Origin of the sequence: Borreliella americana, assembly GCF_032595795.2 — a bacterium.
Taxonomy (GTDB): domain Bacteria; phylum Spirochaetota; class Spirochaetia; order Borreliales; family Borreliaceae; genus Borreliella; species Borreliella americana.
The window spans coordinates 873,009-897,020 of record NZ_CP132449.1; the positions used below are offsets into that span (position 1 = coordinate 873,009).

General features: G+C 28.2%; 11 protein-coding genes. 6 read left to right on the top strand and 5 right to left on the bottom strand.

Features of this window, described 5'->3' with window-relative positions; genetic code table 11:
- A complete protein-coding gene (topA, locus tag QIA00_RS04180; protein ID WP_316257626.1) occupies positions 1-2,565 on the bottom strand; it encodes a type I DNA topoisomerase in 2,565 nt (854 codons plus the stop codon).
- 74 nt (positions 2,566-2,639) lie between these two features.
- Here topA and QIA00_RS04185 point away from each other — a divergent pair, with 74 nt between their 5' ends.
- The 3 genes from QIA00_RS04185 to QIA00_RS04195 are packed head-to-tail and all read left to right on the top strand — an operon-like array spanning position 2,640 to position 7,683.
- Positions 2,640-3,881: an exonuclease SbcCD subunit D gene (locus tag QIA00_RS04185; RefSeq protein ID WP_316257627.1), complete on the top strand. Its 1,242-nt coding sequence runs from the start codon at positions 2,640-2,642 to the stop codon at positions 3,879-3,881.
- Positions 3,868-6,714: an AAA family ATPase gene (locus QIA00_RS04190; RefSeq protein WP_316257629.1), complete on the top strand. Its 2,847-nt coding sequence runs from the start codon at positions 3,868-3,870 to the stop codon at positions 6,712-6,714. The genes QIA00_RS04185 and QIA00_RS04190 overlap by 14 nt, the downstream gene beginning before the upstream one ends.
- Positions 6,715-6,747: 33 nt before the next feature.
- On the top strand, positions 6,748-7,683 hold the full coding sequence (locus QIA00_RS04195; RefSeq protein WP_316257630.1) for an ROK family protein: 936 nt from the start codon (positions 6,748-6,750) through the stop codon (positions 7,681-7,683).
- A 22-nt stretch (positions 7,684-7,705) separates the two neighbouring features.
- Here the strand turns inward: QIA00_RS04195 and QIA00_RS04200 are convergent, their stop codons facing one another.
- The 4 genes from QIA00_RS04200 to QIA00_RS04215 are packed head-to-tail and all read right to left on the bottom strand — an operon-like array spanning position 7,706 to position 15,612.
- The gene (locus tag QIA00_RS04200) at positions 7,706-8,524 is read right to left on the bottom strand and encodes a hypothetical protein (protein WP_316257631.1); all 819 of its coding nucleotides are present in this window, start codon (positions 8,522-8,524) and stop codon (positions 7,706-7,708) included.
- The gene (gene ileS / locus QIA00_RS04205) at positions 8,518-11,646 is read right to left on the bottom strand and encodes an isoleucine--tRNA ligase (protein ID WP_316257632.1); all 3,129 of its coding nucleotides are present in this window, start codon (positions 11,644-11,646) and stop codon (positions 8,518-8,520) included. Before ileS ends, QIA00_RS04200 begins: the two co-directional genes overlap by 7 nt.
- Before the next feature lie 14 nt (positions 11,647-11,660).
- The gene (locus tag QIA00_RS04210; protein WP_316257633.1) at positions 11,661-13,880 is read right to left on the bottom strand and encodes an AAA family ATPase; all 2,220 of its coding nucleotides are present in this window, start codon (positions 13,878-13,880) and stop codon (positions 11,661-11,663) included.
- Positions 13,881-13,902: 22 nt separating this feature from the next.
- Positions 13,903-15,612 carry a phospho-sugar mutase gene (locus tag QIA00_RS04215; RefSeq protein WP_316257634.1) on the bottom strand — a complete coding sequence of 570 codons (1,710 nt, stop codon included), beginning with the start codon at positions 15,610-15,612 and terminating at the stop codon, positions 13,903-13,905.
- Between the two features lie 139 nt (positions 15,613-15,751).
- Between QIA00_RS04215 and uvrB the strand changes: the two genes are divergently transcribed.
- From uvrB to QIA00_RS04230, 3 genes are read left to right on the top strand one after another with little or no spacing between them, the layout of a single operon-like run.
- Positions 15,752-17,761: an excinuclease ABC subunit UvrB gene (gene uvrB / locus QIA00_RS04220; RefSeq protein WP_316257635.1), complete on the top strand. Its 2,010-nt coding sequence runs from the start codon at positions 15,752-15,754 to the stop codon at positions 17,759-17,761.
- Between the two features lie 3 nt (positions 17,762-17,764).
- On the top strand, positions 17,765-20,617 hold the full coding sequence (uvrA, locus tag QIA00_RS04225; RefSeq protein WP_316257636.1) for an excinuclease ABC subunit UvrA: 2,853 nt from the start codon (positions 17,765-17,767) through the stop codon (positions 20,615-20,617).
- A complete protein-coding gene (locus tag QIA00_RS04230; RefSeq protein ID WP_316257637.1) occupies positions 20,572-24,012 on the top strand; it encodes an LPS-assembly protein LptD in 3,441 nt (1,146 codons plus the stop codon). The genes uvrA and QIA00_RS04230 overlap by 46 nt, the downstream gene beginning before the upstream one ends.

Genomic DNA, 24,012 nt, shown 5'->3' on the forward strand with positions numbered 1-24,012 from the left:
TTATAACAAGCTGAATACATATTTCTCATTTATTTCGTCAAGATTAATGTTATCAGGTAAATCAATTTTCTTTCTTTTAATTTTAGCATAAAATTTATCGTTTTTTTTGTAAATATATATTTTGTTGCCGATTTTGTTTTTAGAAAATGTGATTATTTTAACGATTATACCCACTTTATTGGCTCTTTCGTTAAGTAAGCTGATGGCCTTGTCTAGTGTTATGTCATATGCTTTTAAATCTTTTTTTAGCGAGCAAGCAATACTTCCGCTCTCAGTTTTAATATAATCCCCAAAAACACCAGTTGCAGCAATGATTTGTTCATTAGTTTGAGGATGTTTGCCGATTGGTTTTGGCAGTGAGAGCAATTTTAAAGCAAGTTCTAATGTTATGTTTTCAGGGTCAATTTTTTTAGTTGATGCTTTTTTTGCTTTTATTATTTTTAATTTTTTAGGTTTTCCTTTTTTTGTATATTCTTGAGGAGCATAGGTGTCTTCTCCCAGTTGAACAATGTTTCCATAAATTGTATTTTTAAAGATTACATTAAGCCCTGTTAAAGGATCAACCCCAAGTATATTGGGTTTTAACTCTTTTTCATTTATTATTTTTTCTATTTCATCTTTTTTGTACAAATTTTCTAACGGAGTTTTTGTATTAATTGAGTAATTATGACCTTTGAATATCAAATAAGGTCCATATTTACCAATGTTTATTGTGTAATTAATGTTATTATTAATGCTATTATTATTTTTATTTTCTATGTTTTGACTTTCAATAACAGTTCTAAATTCAGAGGAATCAATTTTAGGCTCTAGTTGCATTACTGTATCTTTTAGTCCTTTTTTTCCATTATAAAATTTACTTAGATATTTTATTTTATCTAGCTTTCCTATTGCTATTTTGTCTAATTTTTCTTCCATGTTAGAGGTGAAATTTAGTTCAATTAGTACTGGAAAATATTTCTCAAGAAGATTTATTACAGCAGCTCCTTTTATAGTTGGCATTAATGTATTGTTAAGTTTGAATGCATATTCTCTTTCTAAAAGTGTTGATATAATTGTCGCATAGGTCGAAGGACGACCTATGCCTTCTTTTTCCATTTTTTGCACAAGAGACGCTTCTGTGTATCTAAATGGGGCTTTTGTTTCGTGCTCGCTTGTTTTCATTTTAACTATGGAAAATATATCTCCCTTTTTAATTAAGTCAAAATTTATGTTAAGATATTCATCTTTTTCTTTAGTATGTTTAAGAAATCCATCAAAAATTATTTTTGTAAAACTTGATCTAAAAATTAAGTTTTTATATTTAAAAGTCAGTTTTATATTTTCTTTTATTGCATCTTTCATTCCAGAAATAATGGTTCTATCCCATATTATTTTGTAAATTTCTTTAGCGGTTTTGCTTTCTATTTCTATGGTTTCATTTGGAATAAACATTTCAGAAGGCCTTATTGCCTCATGTGCATTTTGAGCCATTTTTTCTTTTTCATAAATTCTATCTTTTTCCTCTACATAATCTTTTCCATATTTATTTTTTATTATTTTTGTGATTTTATCTTTTGCGATTTTAGCAATATTATGAGAGTCTGTTCTCATATAGGTAATGTATCCGTGTTCGTAAAGTTTTTGAGCGTGTTGCATGATTTGCTTTGTTCCAATTTTAAGGAGCTTGTTTATTTCTTGTTGAAGTGTAGAGGTAGTAAATGGCTTTGGGGGAGGCATTTTTATTTTTTTAGTTTCTATTGAAATTAATTCAATTTTTTGTCCATTTTTTAATTCTTTTTCAAGCTCGGTCATTAAATCTTGGGTTATTATTATTGTTTTGGTGATATTTTTAAGTTTTCCAGTTTCATTTACAAAGTCTTTGCCCTCTGCTATATTTTTACCTTCAATTTCTTCTAATTTTGTTTCAAGCAACAAGTCTTTTTTTTCGTGTTTACATTGAAGTAAAATTGAATAATAATTTGCCTTTTTGAAATTTATTCTAGTTTTTTCTTTTTCTATTAATAATTTTAATCCAACAGATTGTACTCGCCCAGCAGAAAGCCCATAAGCTACTTTTTTCCAAAGTAGCGGAGAGATTGTATACCCGTATAGTCGGTCTAATATTCTTCGAGCTTCCCCAGCATTAACAAGGTTCATGTCTATATTTCTAGTATTTTTTAGTGATTCAATTATTGCGGTTTCTGTGATTTCATGAAATATCATCCGTTTATAGTTTTTGATTTTTAATACTTCTTTTAAGTGAAATGCTATAGTTTCTCCTTCTCTGTCTTGGTCGGTTGCAAGATATATTTCATTTATTGTTTTTACTAGTTTTTTTAGTTTTGATACAATTGGTTTTTTATTGCTGGGAATAATGTAAATTGGATTGAATCCATTGTTATAATCTATGGAAATATTTGCCCATTCGTATTTTTTATATTCTTTGGGGATTTCTTTTGCATTGTTTGGTAGATCTACGATATGTCCCATGCATGCTTCTACTAGAAATGATTCATCGAGAAACTTTTTTATTGTTTTGGCTTTTGTTGGCGATTCAACTATTATCAATTTTTTATTTTGCATAAATTCCCTATGTTTATATATTGTATTATAATATATAAATATAATTTAAGAATTAAAAAAAGTGAGAGTATTTTGTGAGCAATTATAAAATTCTGCATACTTCAGATTGGCACATAGGAAAAAAAATTGAAAATTTTTCAATACTTAATGAGCAGAAAGATTTTCTATCTTTTCTTTTAGAATTTATTAAAAAAGAAAAGATAGATCTTCTACTTGTTGCTGGGGATGTTTATGATTCCAAAAGACCTGGGTTTGAAGAGCAAAGATTAGTAAATAATTTTTTTTATGAGCTTTCTTTTACTTCTTGTAAATGGTGTGTGGTTATTTCTGGAAATCATGACAAAAAGGATTATTTGAGTATAAATAAAAAACTTCTCTCACGGTTTAATTTTTTTCTAATAACAGAATATGATTCTGATGAGCAAATAGTTTTATTAAAGGATAATGAAAATCTTAAGTTTATTGTTGTTTGTCTTCCACATATAAATGAAAGGCTTATTTTAGGCCAAAATTTTGACAATATTTTGAGATTAGAAGATCAGTCTTCCAGTAAGTTATTTCTTGAAAATTTAGAAAATGCCTACAGAGAGAAGATATCAAATTTATCTAATTTTTTAGAAAACAATTATAAAGGAATTCCCAAGATATTAATGGCGCATTCTTTTTTTGGCAGCAGTAAAAAGATTGACACCTTGGGAGGTAGTTATATTATCCCTTTTAATGTTTTTGGAAGTAGTTTTTCTTATGTTGCTCTTGGACATATTCATAAATTCATGAAACTAAGAGATAATATTGTTTATTCAGGATCTCCTATGCAATATTCATTTAATGAGACTTGCGATAAATACATAAATGTTTTGCATTTTAATAACAATGAATTAATTTTGCAAGAAGCATTTTCGGTGCCGATTTTCAATAAATTAATCTTTGTTAAAGGTTCTTTGAATAAAGTTCTTGATTTTTTGTCTAATTTTAAAAAAGAAGATTCTTTTACTATTTATTTGAAAATTGAACTTAATGAGGCAGTTGATACTAGCGCTGAGGAGGCTATTTATGATTTAGCAAGGCTTAATTTTATGAATTTAGTTTCTATTTCCTATTCTTTATCCTCAGGCCAGGATTTGCAAGACGATTCCAACTTTATTGACGAGCTTGAGGTGCTTGAAATGGATGAAAAATATTTTTTTGAGAAAAAGTTGAGGCGAGATTTTGAGAACGGCGTTATTAGGGATGTCAAATTTAAGGAAGAAGAGCTTATTTCTCTTTTTAATGAGGTTTTAACTAACGGATATTTGGGTGAATATGAGGATAAATAAACTCATATTTAAAAATATTGCTTCTTATAAAGGCGAGCATGAGTTAAATTTTGATACACTTCTTTTAAGACAATCAGGTATTTTTTTAATTTCTGGCAATACTGGATCAGGCAAAAGCACCATTTTAGATTGCATAACTTTGGCGTTATATGCTCGTGTTTACAGACTTGGAAAAAAAATTGTAGATATTATATCAAAAGGCGAAACTAGCGCTTATGTTAAATTAACGTTTACTATTTCTGGGAAGGTTTATGAATCTTTTGTTGAGCTTAATGTAAAAAATATAGAAACTCCTAAAAGCATGTTGCTTAATTGTTTTTTTGATAATAGGATTATTGAGGGTCGAACCGATGTTTTAGAGCATATTAAAAGTCTTTGTCGATTAGACTTTAACCAATTTTGTCAAACTGTAATTTTACCACAAGGCAATTTTCAAGAATTTTTAACTTCAACTCCCAAAGAAAAAGCTGCAATAATTGATAATATTTTTAATTTAAAAAAATATGATAATTTAGAATTTTATTTAAAAAGTGACTTTGAGCGCACAAAGTTTAATATAGATAAATTGTTGAATTCTGAATCTTATGAAAAATCAATTCTTGATTATGATGAGAGTGAGTATAAATCTCTTAAGAATTATTTAGATTTAGTTGATATTGATCGATTAGAAATTGATCTTGAAAATATTAGAAGGGCTATTTCTTTGTGTAATCAGGCAATATCATCTAATGAGAGATATTTGGATTTGGAAATTGAAATGTCTTCTTTAAAGGATCAATTATCTTCTCAGATTGAATATCTAAATTCTCTAGAGCAGGATCATTCCCTTCAAAAGAAATTAAAAGAAAATTTGGATTTGGATCGAAAAATTTATTTATGTTCAGATTTTTGGACTTTGAAAAATCTAGTTTCTATGCAAGGTGAATTGTTTAATGATATCAGATTGCTTGATTTAGAACTTTCAAAAGTGATGAGTAATTTAAAAGAAATCAAAGATTTGGATAGCAATAATTTTAATTTTAATTATGTTAAGGAACTTTATAACAAAAATTGTAATCTTTTTAACTTAAAACTTGTTAAGAATGATTATCAAAGCTTGCTTTTAAGGAAAAATAATCTTGAGGATAAAAAAAAAGAATTATTAATATCTCAGAGTAAAAAAAATGATGAGATTAAAAGCATTTCTTCTGAGAAATCTAATTTTGATTTTGACAAATATGTTTACTATGAAGCATTGAAATTGTTTCAAACTTTTAATGATGAGTTAATTTCAAAATATAGAGATAGGTTAGAATTTTTATTGAAATCTAATGACAAGGAAGATTTTAATAAAAATAAGGAAAAAAATATTATTAAGATTGACTTGTATAAAGAGTTGTTAAAATATCTTGATGATAAAAATTTTTCTATTGAAAATGATAAAGAAAAGTTAAAATATATTGAAGCTGAATATAAAAATTATCAGCATAAAGATAAATTATCGGTTTGCAGTTTGAAAGAGCTTTACGCTTTAAATTCAAAACTTCATTTGATACAAAATCAAATTGATGAGCTTAAATATCAGCTATCTTGCAGACAAGAAGAAATCTCTAAACAAGAGATTAATGCTTTGGAGTTTAAAAAGAATAATGCTGAGATTTTAAAATTGATTGGAAAAAATTTATTTGACAAATACATAAATTATTTTGACAGAAAAAAAATTTTAGCATTTGAAAATAAATTAGAAAAGCTTGAGCAATTTAAGGTTAGGAAAAAAGCGTTAAAAATTGAAATTTCTTTGAAAAATAAAAATTTTGATCAAAATCTTTTAAAGATTAAGGATTTATTATTAAAACTTAATTTAAATTTAAGTTTTAGTGATTATTCTTCTTTGGAAAGGGAATTTAATGTTGTTTTGGCTAAGCAGAAAAGTGTAGAAAATGAATGGAATATACTTCTTTTAAATCTTAAAAATTTAGAAGATTTAAAAATTAAAACTGAAACACAAATTAAATTTATAAAGGAATCTATATTGACTTTAAAAGCGAGATTAAATGAAGAGCAAAATAGTTTTATTAATATAATTTCAAATTTAAAAAATGTTTTTTTTAGTTCATTTTCTTTTGAATCAGAAACTGCCTTGGAGCAAATCAATAAGAATAGTCTATATTTCTTGCAAAAATTTAGTTTATCAATTAGCTCTAAGCTTGAATTTTTATCCAGAGATATCGAAAAGTATAAAATCAAGCTTTTAAATTTTCAAACTCTTCAAAAAAAGATTAATCAACAAAAAGTTAATTTAGATTCGATAAGAGTTGAATTAAATCTTGCTAAAGAAAGGAGAGATAAGTTAGATGTTTTAAGGAAGGTGATTATTAGATCTTCTGGATTGAAATATTATGTTCAAACTTTTTTGATTAATGATATTTTAAGACTGGCAAATGAAAAGTATTTAAGGTGGATTTTCCCCGATTTTGAGCTTAAAACAAATAATGAGAGCAAAGAATTTGATTTTTTAATTGAAGATAAAAAAGATGTTAATAAAATAAGAACGGTAAAAACTTTGTCTGGGGGTGAGAAATTTCTTGTGTCATTAGCTTTGTCATTAGCTTTGTCTGATAAAATAAGGGATAGTGATTTAAAAATTGAAGCTTTTTTTCTAGATGAAGGTTTTGGCAATCTTGATGAAGATACTTTGGCTCAAGTTATGCCTAAGCTTTCTAAGTTTCAAATGATGACTGGACGACAAATTGGCATAATTTCTCATGTTTCTTATTTGAAGGAGATGATTAAGGCACAAATAGTTATAAACAAGATTTCTAAAATTTCTTATATTGCTATGGAAAATTTATGATCATTTATGTACAATTAGGCTTTGAGGATAAATATGAAACATTATTTAGCGATTGATATTGGAGGGACTGATACTAAATATTCGCTTTCAGATTCAAGTGGTGTTTTTTTTGATAAAAATGAAATAAGCACAGGCGCTACTTCTGATGAACAAGTAAATATTTTAGTTAATATTATTAATTCTTACAAAGAATCAAGTGATATAGCAGGAGTTGCAATTTGTATTCCTGGGTTTGTTGATCCTAAAGGAAATGTTCTTAGGGTAAATGCTATTTCTGGATTTGTTAATTATCCTTTAAAAGAGCGATTAGAATCTTTAACCGGAGTAAGTATAGAGATTGAAAATGATGCTAATTGTGTAGCCTTAGCAGAAAAATTTAAGGGCAATGCTATTGATTCTAATGATTTTATTGCCATGACTCTTGGTACAGGAATTGGTGCTGGAATTTTTGCAAATGGCAAGCTTTTAAGAGGAAGTTCTTTTATGTCCGGAGAGGTTGGATTTATGATTACTAGAGGTATTAGCAATAATATTCCTTTTAATTGTAGATGGGAATCCATTGCGTCTGTTTCGGCTTTAAGAAAAAGAGTTGCCATGCGATTAGGGAAACCTTTAAAAGAAATTTCAGGAGAATTTGTTTTTGATCTAGCTGAGAATGGGAATATTCATGCCAAAAATGAAGTTGATAGATTTTTTGAGAATTTATCATTTGGTATTTTTAATTTAACTTTTATTTTAAATCCTGAAAAAATTTTGATCGGAGGAGGAATAAGCGCAAGGCCTGATTTAATAGATAGAATATATGAAAAATTAGAAAATTTGTGGTCTTTAGAAATGGCTTTTGATAATAATAATAATATGAAAAATCTTATAACACTTGAGCCCACTAAATTTAATAATGAATCTGGTAAAATTGGAGCTTTGTATCATTATTTTACTTGCAAAAAGCAAGACAATACTTCATTTTAGGGGAGTGATAAAAATTTTAGGTTTAAATACTCGAAGCCAGCCTTTCTATAAGGCTTTTAAAACTAGATTTTTGAATATTAAATTCTATTTCTACTGTGTTTTGGTCTTTTATTGTGCTTTTTATATGGCTTGATATTGTGAGATTAGTCATGTTTGCTAATACGGTTGGAATTAGCTTTTTTGACAATATTTTTAGTATTGGTGGGTTATTTGTTTTGATCAAGGATTTGAAAATATATTCGTCTTGATTTAAGCTGTTTATAGACAAAGTTCCACTGCTAAAGGGGATTAAATTTTTGCTGCCTACTATTTGATTTGGGAGCAATAATGCTGAATCTTGAAACCAGAAAAACATTTCATTTTTTTCTATTTCTCTAATATATTTTTTTGTTAGTATATTATTGTCCTTTACGGGTTTGTCTTTTTGGGTTATTGTAATGCTGGTTCTAGCTTTGTTTGGAATAATGTATATATTTGAATTTTTAAGTTTCCATTTTGGATTTGTTAGTATATTGCCTATTGATTCTGTATTTCTATTTTTATGAATTCCCCAAAAAATATCTTTTGGGAAATTACCCATTATTAATAGAGCGAAGTCGTTATTTTCTTTTTTATAGCTAAAATATAAATCGCTTATAAATCCGAGAAAGGATTTATATTTAGGACTTAAGGAGTTATAAATAGACCTATTTTTAATTAAATTTACATGGGCGTATAAATTTGCGTCAGGTAAAAGTTCCATTAAGGAATTTAGATTTTGTTTTGGAGGATTGTAAGGCAGACTGGCGCATCCCACCATGAGGCATGAAATGGTAATTATTTTTGTTAATGTTTTCAACATTTTTCAATTCCTATTAGTGTAAATATGTCATCGGCAAGGTTTATTTTTTTTTCTATCTTACTTTTGTTTAATATGATATTTAAGGCTAAAGTTTCAGTTTTAATGTATTTTTCAAATTTATTTAGCATTTCTTGCAAAGTTTCATTATTTTCTATATATAAATTTATTCTATCGCTAACATCAAATTTTTTTTCTTTTCTTAAATTTTGTATTTGTCTTACAAATTCTCTTGTAAGCCCTTCCAAATACAACTCTTTAGTGATTAGTGAGTCTATTCCTATTGTAATGGATTCTTCATTTATTACTTTTAAATTTTCTTTTTCTTCTCTTTCCAATATTATATCATTTAATGACAAATAATGCTTTGCATTGGTTATTTTTATTTCATATGATGTTCCATTTATTATTTTTATTATGTCTTCATTTTTTAGCTTGCTAATTTCAGCAGATACCGCTTTCATATCTTTTCCAAGCTTTTTTCCAAGTTCTTTAAAGTTTGCTTTTGCTTTGTAAGTTATAAGTTCCTCTTCGTTAGCTTTTATTTTCATTTCTTTTGCATTTATTTCATCTAATATTATTTCTTGCATTTCTATTAGCATATTTTGTTCATTTTGATTTTTTGTGACAATATATATCGTACTAATAGGCATTCGTATTTTTATATTGTGCGATGATCTGAGTGATCTTGCCATTGAAGTTATTTTTCTTGCAAGATTTATTTTCTCTTCAATTGTTTTGTTAATGAAATTTTCATTTGCTTTTGGATAATCGTTAAGGTGTATTGATTGTTTATCTTCATCGGTTTTTAAATTTTGATAAATCTCTTCTGTTATAAATGGAATAAAGGGTGCAAGTAAAATCATTAAAGTTTTGATTGTATAATATAATGTTTCGTAGGCATCATTTTTGTCTTTATCGTTTTCTGATTTCCAAAATCTTCGCCTTGATCTTCTTATGTACCAATTATTTAATTTATCTATAAATTCAAGTAAAGATTCTATTGACTTTGTTAGATTGTATTTATCTATTTCTGCATTTAGTATTTTTTTTAGGCTTTCAAGTTCGCTTATGATCCATTTGTCAAGGGTATTGTTTTTAACTAGATTGAGACTTTTGGGAGGTTTAAATTTATCAATTATTGCATAAGTTGTGAAAAATGAATAAGCGTTCCAAATAGGTATTATTATATTTTTAAGAACGTCTCTTACTCCATTGTCGCTATATTTTAAATCATCAGCTTTAACTACAGGGCTCATTATTAAATAGAGTCTTAAAGCATCAGCTCCAAAGGTGTTTATTACTTGCATTGGATCTGTATAATTTTTAAAGGATTTTGACATTTTTCTTCCGTCGCTTGAAAGCACAAGTCCATTTACAATGACGTTTTTGAATGCTGTATTTTCAAAAAGAGCAGTTCCCAGAATTGTAAGAGTATAAAACCATCCCCTTGTTTGATCTAGACCCTCTGCAATAAAGTCAGCAGGAAATATATTTTTAAAATTATTTTCATTTGTGAATGGATAGTGGTTGCTTGCGTAAGGCATTGCTCCAGATTCAAACCAACAATCAAGAACTTCGCTTGTTCTGATAAATGTGCCACCGTCTTTGCTTGGCCAGGTTATTTTATCTATTTGGTCTTTGTGTAAATCTTCGACTTTTTGACCGGATAGGTCTTCAAGCTCTTTTTTTGATCCAATGCAAATTTTTTTTCCTGTTTTTGAGCATATCCAAATTGGAATTGGATTTCCCCAAAATCTGTTTCTGCTTATTGCCCAATCTTTTGCATTTTCTAACCATTTTCCAAATCTTCCTTTTTTTAAATGGGCTGGCATCCAATTAATTTTTTCATTTGCCTCTAAGAGTTTGGTTTTTATTTTTTCTACATTTACAAACCACGAGCTTATTGGTCTATAAATAATTGGACAGTTTGTTCTATAGCAAAATGGATACCTGTGTAGATAATTTTCTCTTTTGAATAAAAAATTGCGTAATTTCAGGTTTTCTATTATTTTTTTATCAGCATCTTTTACAAAAACTCCTTTAAAATCTTTTACCTGATTTGTAAATTTACATTCAGCATCTAAGGGGTCTATTATATCGACATTTGTGTGTTTTTTAAGTATTCTGTAGTCTTCTTCTCCAAAAGGAGCAAGATGAACGATTCCTGTTCCATCGTCAGTTGTAACATAATCGGCTGTGTGTACTTTGAAAGCCCCTTTATATTTTTGTTCTAAAAAGTAGTTAAAAATAGGTTCATATTCTATGCCTTCAAGCCTGCTTCCTTTGAATTTTTCTATAATAGTATATGAATTTTCATCATCATAATAACTCTTAAGTCTTTTTGATCCAAGTATTAAAATATCCTCTTTTTTTTTGTCAAAAATTTTAGAATATTCTATCTCTTGTCCTACTGCAATTCCAAGGTTTGAGGGCAATGTCCAAGGGGTGGTTGTCCATACTAGTAAGTATTCGTTTTTATCTTTGATTTTAAATTTTATTGTTAATGATGGGTCATTGACTTCTTTGTATTCTCCAAGATTCACTTCGAAATTTGAAAGTGGAGTTGCAAGCTTTGGGGAATAGGGGAGTACATAGTAACTTTCGTAGATTAAACCTTTGTTATAAAGATTTTTAAATACCCACCACACAGATTCCATGAAGCTTGTATCCATAGTTTTGTAGCCTTTTTCAAAATCTACCCATCTTCCAAGTCTCAATATTATATTTTTCCATTCTTTTGTATATCTGAGTACTATTTTTTTACATTCTTTGTTAAAATTTTCAATGCCATAATTTTCTATTTCGTATTTTCCAGAAATTCCCAATTTTTTTTCTACTTCGTATTCAACAGGTAGTCCATGAGTATCCCATCCAAAATTTCTTTTAACATATTTGCCTTGCATTGTTTGATATCTTGGAATTATGTCTTTTATTGTGTTTGGAACAAAATGGCCAAAATGAGGAAGTCCTGTTGCAAAAGGCGGTCCGTCATAAAATGTGAATTCTTCACATCCTTCTCTTTGTTTTATTGATTTTTCAAAAATTTTGTTTTCATTCCAAAATTTTAATATTTTTTCTTCTATTTTGGGAAAATTTGCATTGTTTTCTACTTTTTTAAACATATTATAATTCCTCTTTATTCTATTATTATTTTTTCTTTTTCTAAATAAATCATTATTTTATTTATGTTTTGATTTTCAGCTATTTTGGTGATAATATTTTCTTCTATTTTTTCCTTTATTGCAGCAATTACGCTTCTTGCTCCTGAATTTTTTTTATAGTATTTTGTGGTTATGAATTTGTCAACATCTTTTTTTATTTCTATTTCGATTCCTTTGGAGTAAAATTTTGTTTTAAGTGTGTTTAAGTAGTTTTTGCAAATTTCTTCTACATTCTCCTTTGTAAGGACATTTAGGATAATTTTTTTTTGAATTCTGTCTAAAAGGAATAACTTAAATCTTTTTTCAAGATCTTGTTTTATTTCTTCTTTAAAGTTTTTTGTTTCTAAGCTTTTTTGTTGATTTTTGTTGAATCCAATATTTTTTTCTCCAAGAAGCATTCTAGATCCAATGTTTGTAGTCATTATTATAATTGTGTTTTTAAATAATATTTTATCTTCTTTGCTATCAATAAGTTCTCCATTTTCAAGCATTCGACTTATTAGGTTTAATATAGAGTTGTGGGCATTTTCAATGTTTTCAAACAATATTAAAGTTTCAAATGAATGCTTTAATTTATTTGTCAGAATGCCCCCATCAGAGTAACCTACGTATCCTGGATTTGTGCCAATTAATTTTGAAATAGAGTTTTCCTCTTTGTAGTCTGACATATCTAGTCTTAATACTGAATTTTGATCCTTGATAATTTTTTTAGATATTTCATCAGTCAAAGCAGTTTTTCCACAGCCACTTGATCCTATTAACAATATTGAGGTTAAAGGTTTAGAATCATCATTAAGTCCAAGTTTGATTTTAATAATTTCTTTAATAAGTTCGTTTACTGCATGTTTTTGTCCGATTACTTTTTTATTTATTTCGCTTTCTACTTCTTTTAATTCTAAAATTTCTTCTTTAGTGTTATTTGCCGTTTTAATAGATAATATTTCATTTATTGCTTTTTGTATATCCTCTGATGTTATGATATTGTCTTTTGCAAGCTCTTCCTTTTTAATTGCGCCGGCGATGTCTATTATATCTATTGCTTTATCTGGGAATCTTTTATTTATTAGATATTTGGATGAAAGTTTTACTATATTTAAAAGCGCACTTTTTTCATAGATTACCCCATGATAGTCTTCAAAATTTTTTGCAATATTTTCGATTATTTTTAGTGTATCTTTTTCATCAGGCTCTCTTACAGTAATTATTTGGAATCTTCTTGCGAATGCTTTATCTTTTAAAATATATTTTCTATATTCATTGTAGGTGGTTGCTCCAATAATTTGTATTTCCGCTCTAGAAAGTGATGGTTTTAGTATGTTTGATGCATCAAGAGCTCCCTCAGAGTTTCCAGCCCCTATTAGGGTGTGTATTTCGTCAATAAATATGATTGTGTTTTTATTTTTTTCGATATACTTAATTATATTATTTAAACGGTCTTCAAACTCGCCTCTATATTTTGTTCCCGATACCAAGTTTGAAACCTTAAGCATTAAAATTGTTTTGTCTTGTAGTTTGCTACTTATTTTTTTTTGTACTATCCTTGATGCAAGGCCTTCAACTATTGCTGTTTTCCCCACCCCAGGTTCGCCTAGTAGCATTGCACTGTTTTTGTTTCTTCTCAAGAGTATATTTGCAAGAGTTTTGATCTCTGCTTCTCTTCCAATCAAAGGGTCTAATTTTTTGTCTTTTGCAAGTGCTGTTAAATTTTTGACATACTTTTCAATTTCAAAGTGTTCATTTTCAAGTCGTATTTCTTCGTCAAATTCTTTGTAGGTTTCAATTAATCTTATTTTATTTTTTTCCATGTATTCTAATATATTTTGATCTTTAAAGTTGAATCTAGATTTACTTAGTTTGTGCTTTTTGAGAAGTTTTTTATTTTTTAATATTTGATAAAAAATTTCTTTTACCCCTATTAAAGGTTTAGATTTAAACTCCTTTTTAGCTTTTTTTATGAGAGTAAAGATTTCTTTATTGATTTTTGGAATAATTATCTCGTTTTTTTCTATTAAAATTTTCTCTAGTTTGTCTATTTCACATATAGCTTCTTGTTTAATGTTTTTTAGAGTTTTGATATCTATAAATTTTATTTCAGATTTTTTGGGAGTAGTAATTATAGACATTAATAAGTGCCAAATTGAAACTTCTTTATTTTTATTTTTTCTTGCAATTTCTTTTGAGTCTATTTCTACCAAATTTATTAAATTTTCTGTTATGTTAATATTTGTTTATCTCCATCTTTATTGCATTTATTATACCAAATATTTTATGTTTTTCCTTATACTCTAGTTTTACAGATATGTAAAATTTAATTTTTGGCTCTGTTCCAGAGGGTCTTACAATTATTATAATTTCGTTTTCAAGTATAAATTTTATTGCGTTTATAGGATGTTTATATTCTTTAATTTCTGAAATTTCATTTTTAAAATTAATCTTTTTAAGAGTTTGATAGTCTAATTTTTCAATTATTTTAATTCCCGCAAATTGTACTTTTTGTTCTTTTCTTAGTTTTAGCATTAACTTTTCTCTTTGAATTTCCCCATTGACCCCTTCAAAGTTTTTTTCTATATTAAATTCTTCATAGTATCCAAATTCTTTGTATATCTTTTCAAGATAATCTTTAATTGTTTGTTGTTTGCCTTTTAATTCAAGCACTAAAGAGCAAATTCCTTTTATGGCTGAAAATGCATCTTTATCTCTAACCTCTCTTCCTATTAGATATCCATGACTTTCTTCGCATGCAAAGGCAAATTTTTTATTTGGTTCATTTTTTTCCATTTCATTAATTAAGTTTCCTATCCATTTAAATCCTGTGTAAGTTCTAAAAATTTGAGAATCATATTTTTTTGCAATTTTTTCTAGCATTGGTGTTGTTACAAATGATGATATTACAAAGGTATTTTTAGGATTTATTTCTTTTGAGAGTATATAGTGCATTAAAATGCATGATATTTGATTTCCGTTTAAGAATATCCATTCGTTTTGATCTTTAAATGCAATTCCTATTCTGTCAGCATCTGGATCTGTTGCAAGGGCAATGTCACAATCTTCTTTTTTTGCAAGCTCTATTACTTTAAACATTGATGTTTTTTTTTCCGGATTAGGATAATTTATTGTTGGAAATTCAGGGTTTGGTAGTATTTCGCTTTTTTCTAAAAAAAGCTGTATTTTACTATTTGCAAATAGTTTTTTTATTATGGTCCCGCCGGTACCATGTAATGCCGTGTAGGCTATTTTTAAGTTTGTTTCTTCGCTGTCTTTTTCAAAATTAGGGAATTCTTTGTTTATTGTTTTCACATACTCGTCGTCTATCTCATTGTCAAGTTCTTTGATGATCCCTTTTTCAATGCCTTCTTTTATGGTAATTGTATTTGTTATATTTTTTATATTTTTAATTTCATTAGTTATTAGTTTGTCATGAGGTGGTATTATTTGAATTCCACCTTTCCAATATGCTTTATATCCATTATATTCTCTTGAATTATGACTTGCTGTTATCATAACACCAACATCACAATCAAATTTTCTTATTGTATAAGATAGTTGGGGGGAGGGTCTTAAGCTTTTATATATATATGTTGCAAAATTATTTGAGGCAAAAATTTGAGCAGCATTATAAGCGAATTCTTTTGAAAAATATCTTGAATCATAGCTTATTGCAACTTTGGGGTTTTTATTTATTTTAAGTACATAATTGCATATTCCTTGGCTTATTTTTTTTACGTTATGTGTGTTCATGTAGCATGTTCCAGCTCCAATGATTCCCCTTATTCCAGCAGTGCCAAATTCTAGATCTTTGTAAAATCTATTTAGAATTTCTGTTGAATTATTTGTTTTTTGAATTTTTATTGCTTCTTCTTTGAAATACATATCTTCTTCAAGAAGAATGTAATTTTTTAATTTTCTTTGAGCTTCGATTTTTTGCATCAATATTTCCTTTTATATTTTATTTTATTAAACAAAGATTAATTAAATTATATTGATTTATAATGAATTATATACTTGATATAGAATTTATTATCATATAATTTATAAGAATGTGTATTAAATTTTGGTCGTTAAATTAATGCTAGATTTTTTTTTGAAGTCAGAATATCTTCCTGCTGGTGATCAGCCTAAAGCAATAAAAGAGATTGAAAATTCTATTTTGCTGGGGAATAAGTATCAAACTTTAAAGGGTGTTACAGGCAGTGGAAAGACTTTTACAATTGCAAATATAATCAAAGATCTAAACAGACCCGCCTTAGTTGTCAGTCACAACAAAACATTGGCAGCACAACTTTATAGAGAGTTTAAGGATTTTTTCCCAAATAATGCTGTTGAATATTTTGTTTCTTATTATGACTATTATCAGCCGGAGTCTTATGTGCCTTCAAAAGATTTATTTATCGAAAAAGAAGCCACTATTAATACTGAGATAGAAATTAAGCGGATAAGAACGGTAACGTCTCTTGCTAAAAGACGAGATGTAATTGTTGTTGCAACTGTATCTTCAATTTATGCTCTTGGATCTCCAGATTTTTTTAAAAAATCAGCACGAGAATTTTTTGTAGGTCAAAAGATTTCTATTAAAGAAATTTCAGATATTTTTGTAGAGCTTTATTATGAGAGAACTTTAATGACTCTAGAAAGAGATAAATTTTCGATCAAGGGAGATATTGTTGAAATTTGGCCTAGCAGTGAGCATGGAGAGTTTGCTTATCGAATTTGTTTAGATTTTGATGAGATTGTTGAAATATATAGGGTTAGTTCATTTTCTAAGAAGAATTTAGGAGCTACAAATAGCTTTACTCTTTTTGCTAAATCTTATTTTGTCATTCCTTATAAAAACGTATTAGAAGCTATACCTAAAATATCTCATGATTTAAGTCTTCAATGTCAATATTTTAAAGATAACGGCAAACTTGTAGAAGCCGAGAGACTCAAGCAAAGAGTAGAGTATGATTTGGAAATGCTTAGAGAAACAGGGTTTTGTTCGGGCATTGAAAATTATTCTAAATATTTGAGTGGAAGTACAATGGAAAGACCTTATTGTCTTTTTGATTTTTTCCCGAAAGATTATCTATTATTTGTAGATGAATCTCATGTTACATTGCCCCAATTTAGGGGAATGTATAATGGAGATCATTCTAGAAAATTGAATCTTGTTAATTTTGGGTTTAGACTGCCCGCAGCGCTTGAAAACAGACCCCTTAAATATGATGAATTTGATGCATTAATTAATCAGGTTGTGTTTGTATCTGCAACCCCGGGTGTTGAAGAGAATGAGAAAAGTAGTGTGGTTGTTGATCAAATAATTCGCCCTACAGGCCTTGTTGATCCTGAAATTATCACTAGGCACTCTGATGGGCAAATGGAAGATCTTTACAGTGAAATTCAAAAAAGAGTAGCCCTTAAGGAACGGGTTTTAATTACTACTTTGACAAAAAAAATGTCTGAAGATTTGACTGAATATTTAGTAAGTCTTGGTGTAAAGGCAAAATATTTGCATTCAGAGCTTGACACTCTTGAGAGAGTGGAAGTTATTTCGCTTCTTAGAAAATCTGAAATTGATGTTATTGTTGGCATTAACTTGCTTAGAGAGGGCTTGGATATTCCAGAAGTATCTCTTGTTGCAATATTAGATGCTGATAAAGTGGGGTTTTTAAGATCTACTACTTCATTAATACAAACAATTGGTAGGGCTGCTAGAAATTCTAATGGACTTGTAATAATGTATTACGACAAAATTAGTGTAGCTATGCAAGAGGCAATTGAGGAAACTAATAGAAGGCGTCAAATTCAGATTGATTATAATAAAAAAAATAATATTACTCCCAAGACAATTGTTAAAAAGATTCAAAATATTTTAGAAAAAGAACTTAATAATAAAAATAAAAATGCTGGCTATGATTTTGAAAAAATTATTTCAGACAAGAGATTGTCTAAAAAAAAGCTTATTGATAAGCTTAAATTTGAGCTAGAAGAGGCTGTTAATGATGAGAGATTTGAAGATGCAATTGTTTTAAGAGATAAAATAAAAGAGCTTGGTAGCAAAATTAATGTAGCTCGTAATAATAAAAAAGTAGAGGTGTAATTTTTGGAAAAAAGTTTGAAAAAAAAAATTATTGTTAGAGGAGCAAAAGAGCATAATTTAAAAAATATTGATGTAGATATTCCAAAAGATGGTTTAATTGTAATATCTGGCAAGAGTGGCTCTGGTAAGTCCTCTTTGGCTTTTGATACTATTTTTGCAGAAGGACAAAGAAGGTATATGGAGTCTGTTTCAGCTTATGCAAGGCAGTTTTTGGGTGTGATGAAAAAACCCAATGTTGATTATATAGATGGACTTTCTCCTTCTATAGCTATTGAGCAGAGAACAATAAGCAATAATCCCCGTTCTACTGTTGGAACAATTACTGAGATTTATGATTATTATAGGCTAATATTTGCGAAAATAGGTAAAGCGTATTGTCCAAATGATGGTAGATTAATAGAAGAGCAATCTTTAGATAAAATAGTTAATACTATTTTAAGTTATTCCGAGGGATCTAAGGTTGTACTTTTTGCACCAGTTGTAAGGGGCTCTAAAGGCGTTCATAAAAAAGTTTTAGAAAAAATATTAAATCAAGGTTTTAATAGAGTTAGAATAAATTCCGAAGATTATTTAATAGAAGATGCACTTAATTTAAATTTACATAAAAATAAAAAACATACCATTGAAATTATAGTTGATAGGATTAGGCTGAGTAATAATGTTAGAGTTAGACTTGCAGAATCTATTGAGACCTCTCTTGCTGTTTCTAATGGATATTTAAGAGTAGAAATTGATAATGATTTGGAAAAAATAGATAAACTATTTACAGAGCACAATAGTTGTCCTTTGTGTGGATTTTCACTCCCTCTTATAGAACCAAGACTTTTTTCATTTAATAGTCCATTTGGTGCTTGTAGTGAGTGTTCTGGTCTTGGCGTTACGCTTGAGTTTGATTTTGAGAGCATTTGTCCTGATACTAATCTTTCTTTTAATGATGATGCTTTTCTTACGTTTAAGACAAGTTCGTCTTGGTCTGTAGCTATTTTTAAAGGACTTGCCAAGCATTATAATTTTGACTTAAATACTCCTATAAAAGACATTCCAGACAAAGTTCTTAAACAGATTTTATACGGCTCAAATGAAAAAATAGATTTTATTTACCAGTCCAAAGAAATGGAAGCAAAGGAGCTAGATGGAGGATTTCATTATTCTAAAACATTTGAAGGACTTTTGCCTCTTTTAAAAAGGCGATATCTTACAACAGAATCAGAGAGTACTAAAATTTTTTATGAAAATTTGATGTCTAAAAAAATATGTAATTCATGTAAAGGAAAACGCTTAAGCGTTGGAGCTTTAACTGTTAAAATCAATGGAAAAGACATTCAAGATCTTACTAATTTGTCCGTATTTGATTCTTATATATTTTTTGAAAACTTGCAGCTTGATGTGGTGGATGAAAAAATATCTAAAGAAATTTTAAAAGAAATTAAAAGTAGGCTTAAATTTTTAATTGATGTTGGTCTTTCTTATTTATATTTAAATAGAATATCAGGCAGCTTATCTGGTGGTGAGGCACAGCGTATTAGGCTTGCTACTCAAATAGGATCAGCACTTTCGGGTGTTATTTATGTTCTTGATGAGCCAAGTATTGGTCTTCATCAAAGAGATAATGAAAAATTAATCTCTACTCTTGTTAATCTTAAAAATCTTGGCAATACTGTAATTGTTGTTGAGCATGATGAGCAAACTTTGCGTACTGCAGACTATATTATCGATATGGGGCCCGGTGCTGGCATTCTTGGAGGGGAAATAGTTGCAAAGGGAGCTTTAATTGATATTTTAAATAGCAAAAATAGCTTAACCGGTCAATATCTTAGTGGCAAGTTTAAAATAGATGTTCCAAGCTCTAGAAGAAAGGCAGATAAGGGAGAAATTTTACTTTTAGGTTCTAACAAAAATAATCTTAAAAATATAGATGTAAGTATCCCTTTGGGAGTTTTTACCGTAATAACAGGTGTTTCTGGTAGTGGAAAAAGTACTTTACTCAACGAAGTGTTATATCCAGCTCTTGATAGTAGATTAAAGCTTAATGAAAAGTATTGTGATGGTTTTAAAGATATTTTTGGGTACGAAAAAATCGATAAAATTATTCAAATAAATCAAAAACCAATAGGAAGAACTTCAAGATCAAACCCAGCGACTTATGTTGGATTTTTTACAGAAATTAGGGAGCTTTTTGCTAAACTTCCAGATGCAAAGTCAAGAGGTTTTAAAGCTGGTAGATTTTCTTTTAATGTTAAAGGTGGAAGATGTGAGAAATGTCAAGGAGATGGGTATCTTAATATTCAAATGCATTTTTTACCAGATGTTTTTGTTCCTTGTGATTTGTGCAAGGGTAAAAAATTCAATGAAGAAACTTTAGAAGTTAGATACAAAGGAAAAAATATACACGATGTTTTAGAGATGAGCGTGTTTGAAGCGAGTAAATTTTTTGAAAATGTCCCCAAAATTAGTCATTATTTAAAATTTTTAATTGAAGTTGGGCTTGAATACATTAAATTAGGACAATCTGCAACAACTTTATCAGGAGGGGAAGCACAACGTATTAAGTTAGCTTTTGAGTTAAGTAAAAAAAGTACGGGTAAAACCTTTTATATTATTGATGAACCAACAACCGGACTGCATTTTGATGACATAAAGAAGTTGTTAGAGGTTTTACAGCGGCTAGTTTCCAATGGTAATACAGTTGTACTCATAGAGCATAATTTAGATGTAATTAAGCAGGCAGATTATATAATAGATTTGGGTCCCGATGGTGGGTTGGCAGGGGGTAATATCGTTGTTTCCGGTGTCCCCGAAGAGGTTGCAAAATGCGAGAATTCCTATACAGGAATGTTTTTAAAAAATATTTTATAGTATTTTTAATTTTTTTAACATTTTCTAATGCAATTTTTGCTCAGACTGTAAATGATGATAATTCTAAAAAAAGGGATAAGCTAACCCTAAGTCAAAAATCTTATTTAAGAGAACTTGAACTTTCAACCGATGAGGATTTAAAAAAATGGGCCTTAAAAGAGGGCCTAAAAGAAATAGATGTTTCAAAGATACGAGAATTGCTTTTAAAAAAGTTTGGAATAGACCCTGAGCTTTTTGTTAAAGGAAAAGGACTTGCCGGATCTGGTAGATATAAAATAATAATTGAAACTACAGATAATCTTGAAAATTTCACTTATGGACTTACTAAGGATGAAAGTATTATTTTTGAAGGAAGAGTTAATATCTTGGTTGAAGATATTAAAGAAAATAAAAAGCACAATATTAAAGGTGACAGAATAGTCCTTAATAAGAGCTCTAAAAAACTTTATTCTATTGGAAATGTTGAATATATTCTTGACATGGATACCAATGAAAAGCTTTATTTTTATGGTAATGAATTTTTTGTCGATTTTGATTCTCAAAATTTTTTATTAAAAGATGGCATTCTTCAAAAAAAAATGCAAAAAAATCAAATAGACCATATTCTTTCTTTTGGAGGAAAAGTTTTAAAAAAGATAGACAACGATGTTACCATTTTGGAACAAGCTTTTGCAACAACTAGTAAAATTCCAGAACCTTACTATTCAATTAAGGCTTCTAAAATATGGGTATTGCCCTCAGGAGATTTTGGGTTTTTAAATGCCATATTTTACATGGGAAGAGTTCCGGTATTTTATATTCCTTTTTTTTTCAGACCGGGAGATAGTTTATTTTTTAATCCATCTTTAGGTCTAAATCCACGAAAAGGTCTTTCTGTTTTTAATACTATTTATCTTTTTGGTAATAAATCCTCAAATGAAGATTCTTCTTTTTTGGATTTTGATTTCAATTCTGTTTATAATTCAGGTAAACAACCTTATATAAGAAATGGATATTTAACTTATTTTTTTGCAGAAAATTTAGCACCCAGTGTTAGTAAAGATTATGTTAAGTTGATTTTTGACATTTATGCTAATCTGGGATTTTATTCTGGAATTGATTTTAATTTAAATAATACTTTGGGGCATTTTAAAACTTTGGAAGGAAATTTTGGATTAGGTTTTACTAGGAATGTGTATAGTTACGATGGAGGATATTATCCTTTTGATAATAGGGCCTTAAAACAATCTCTTTTTAGTTTTTCCAATCTTAACAAAGGAGATGTATTTGGGTTTGAAGTTCCTTTTAGATATTTGCTTAAATTTAAAACAGAATTTCTTTTAAGTGATGCACTTTTTTCGGTTGTTTTAGAGCACTATTCTGACCCGTATGTTAATGTTGATTTTAGAGATAGGATAGAAAGTGCTACATTTTTTTCTCTTTTAAATTTAGATAAAGATTCAGTTAAAGAGCAAACCAGCATTAGCACTTTTGATTGGAATTTGTCTTCTTTTTATAAGCGAACATTTAATGACGGTTCAATTTTAGATTATAAATTAAATAATTTGGGCTTAAATTTTAAATTGTCAGGCTATGAAAATCTTTATGTTAAATCTCCTTTGGAAAAGCCAAAAGAGACTAATGATCCTACAAGAAAATGGTTTTATTTGGAGAGAATTTATGCTCCATATATTGATTTAAATTTTCAAAAAGATCTTTACAATAATCAGTGGACTTTTTCAACTGATACTAAAGAAATGATAATGCGCCCCGAAATTAAAAATCTAGAAGATAAAGATAATGATAAAAAGAGCGTGAAGGAAAAAAATACTAAAAAAACAACAAAATTAACCAAGGATTTGTATATTCCTCCAGAACCAATTACTTTAAAAAATATTGATCAATCCGATTCTTTTTTTATTAGGTTTGGCATTAATCCTTATTTAAGAAATAATGTTTTTTTTGATAATTATGGCATAACAAGTCCAAAAGACTTTAATTATCAAATAAAAAATTATTTATTTGATATAAAAAATAAAACAGATATAAAAATTCATGCTGATTTCTATAATCGTTTAATTACTTTTGAAAATTTATTATATCTTAATACTATTGAGTATAATCCTTTAAACAAAGATTTTAAGGTTGAGGATAAAGATAAAAAAAGTGAGCACTCTATTATTAATCAAATAAATTTAAACTTGCTTCCTTTTATTAGATATCCTTTATTTTCTAGAAGTACTTTAAATTTTGAAAATAAGGCTACTTTATATTCATTTAATAAAAAATATGATTCTAATGCAAAATCTTTGGTCAATAAGAATAGTAGTATTTTTTTATCTGATCCAGAAACTTTTTATCAAAGTTTAACAGCTTCTTTAATTTATGATTATGATTATTTTACTACCGAGCTTTCAGGCGAATTAAAAAATAGTTTTGAAGATATTAAGGCTTCTTCCGAGCTTAAACTTTCTTTAGATTTTCCCTATTTATTACAAGAAGCTGGGATTGGAATTAAATATTATAAAAAGTTTAAAGAAAATGCTATGAAAAATCCTGGAATTTCTTCTGTTCAAAATCCTTTGGAGCCCCAAAAACCAGCATCGCCTTATAAAAATTTGGAAATGTCTCCTGCTTTGTATTATAAAATTGAGCCGAGATATTTGGATTATTTTAAATTTAGTTTTTTAGCTGCTTATGATCCTTTGATAAATAGAGTTTCCGAGCTTTCTTTTAAGCTTAATGTTTTTGATTTTCAATTTTTGTTTGCTATGAAAGACGACTTTGAATATAATTATGATCCTTTAAAAGGAGATTTTTCTAAGATTGGTACTACAACCAAACTTGTTCCATATTCTTTAGATTTTAGTTACAAGAAGGAGTTGTACGTTTTAACTTTTTTTGACAATAAGCTTTCTTTTACCTTAGGAGTAGATGTTGGCTGGAAAATAAATTTGCAGAAATTTACTGATAATGAACTTCGATCTGCACTGACTTTGAAGTTTAAATATACAGAATTTTTAGAAATTTATTTTTCCACTTTATCTATTAATACTAAGACTTTTAAATATTTTAAAGGGTATATGGATCAAATTGGCCTTGAGCCTGTTAATGTCTTTGTTGATTTATCAAAATCTTTCAATTTCTTTAATTCTCAAGACAGAAAAGATTCACTTTTTAAAATTAAAAAATTTTCATCAGGCTTTAAATTCAATTTTTATGATTGGAAATTTGTTGGAGAATATAATTTAGAACCAGATTTATTAAGGGGATCTGATGGGATTTATTCTCCTATTTGGAGAAATAATTTTACAATTTATATTTCTTGGAACTTTTTTGCTCCTATAAAAGCGTCATTTGAAAACAACAAAGATACAAACTACGAGCTTATTATTAATAGAAAAACAAAAAAATAA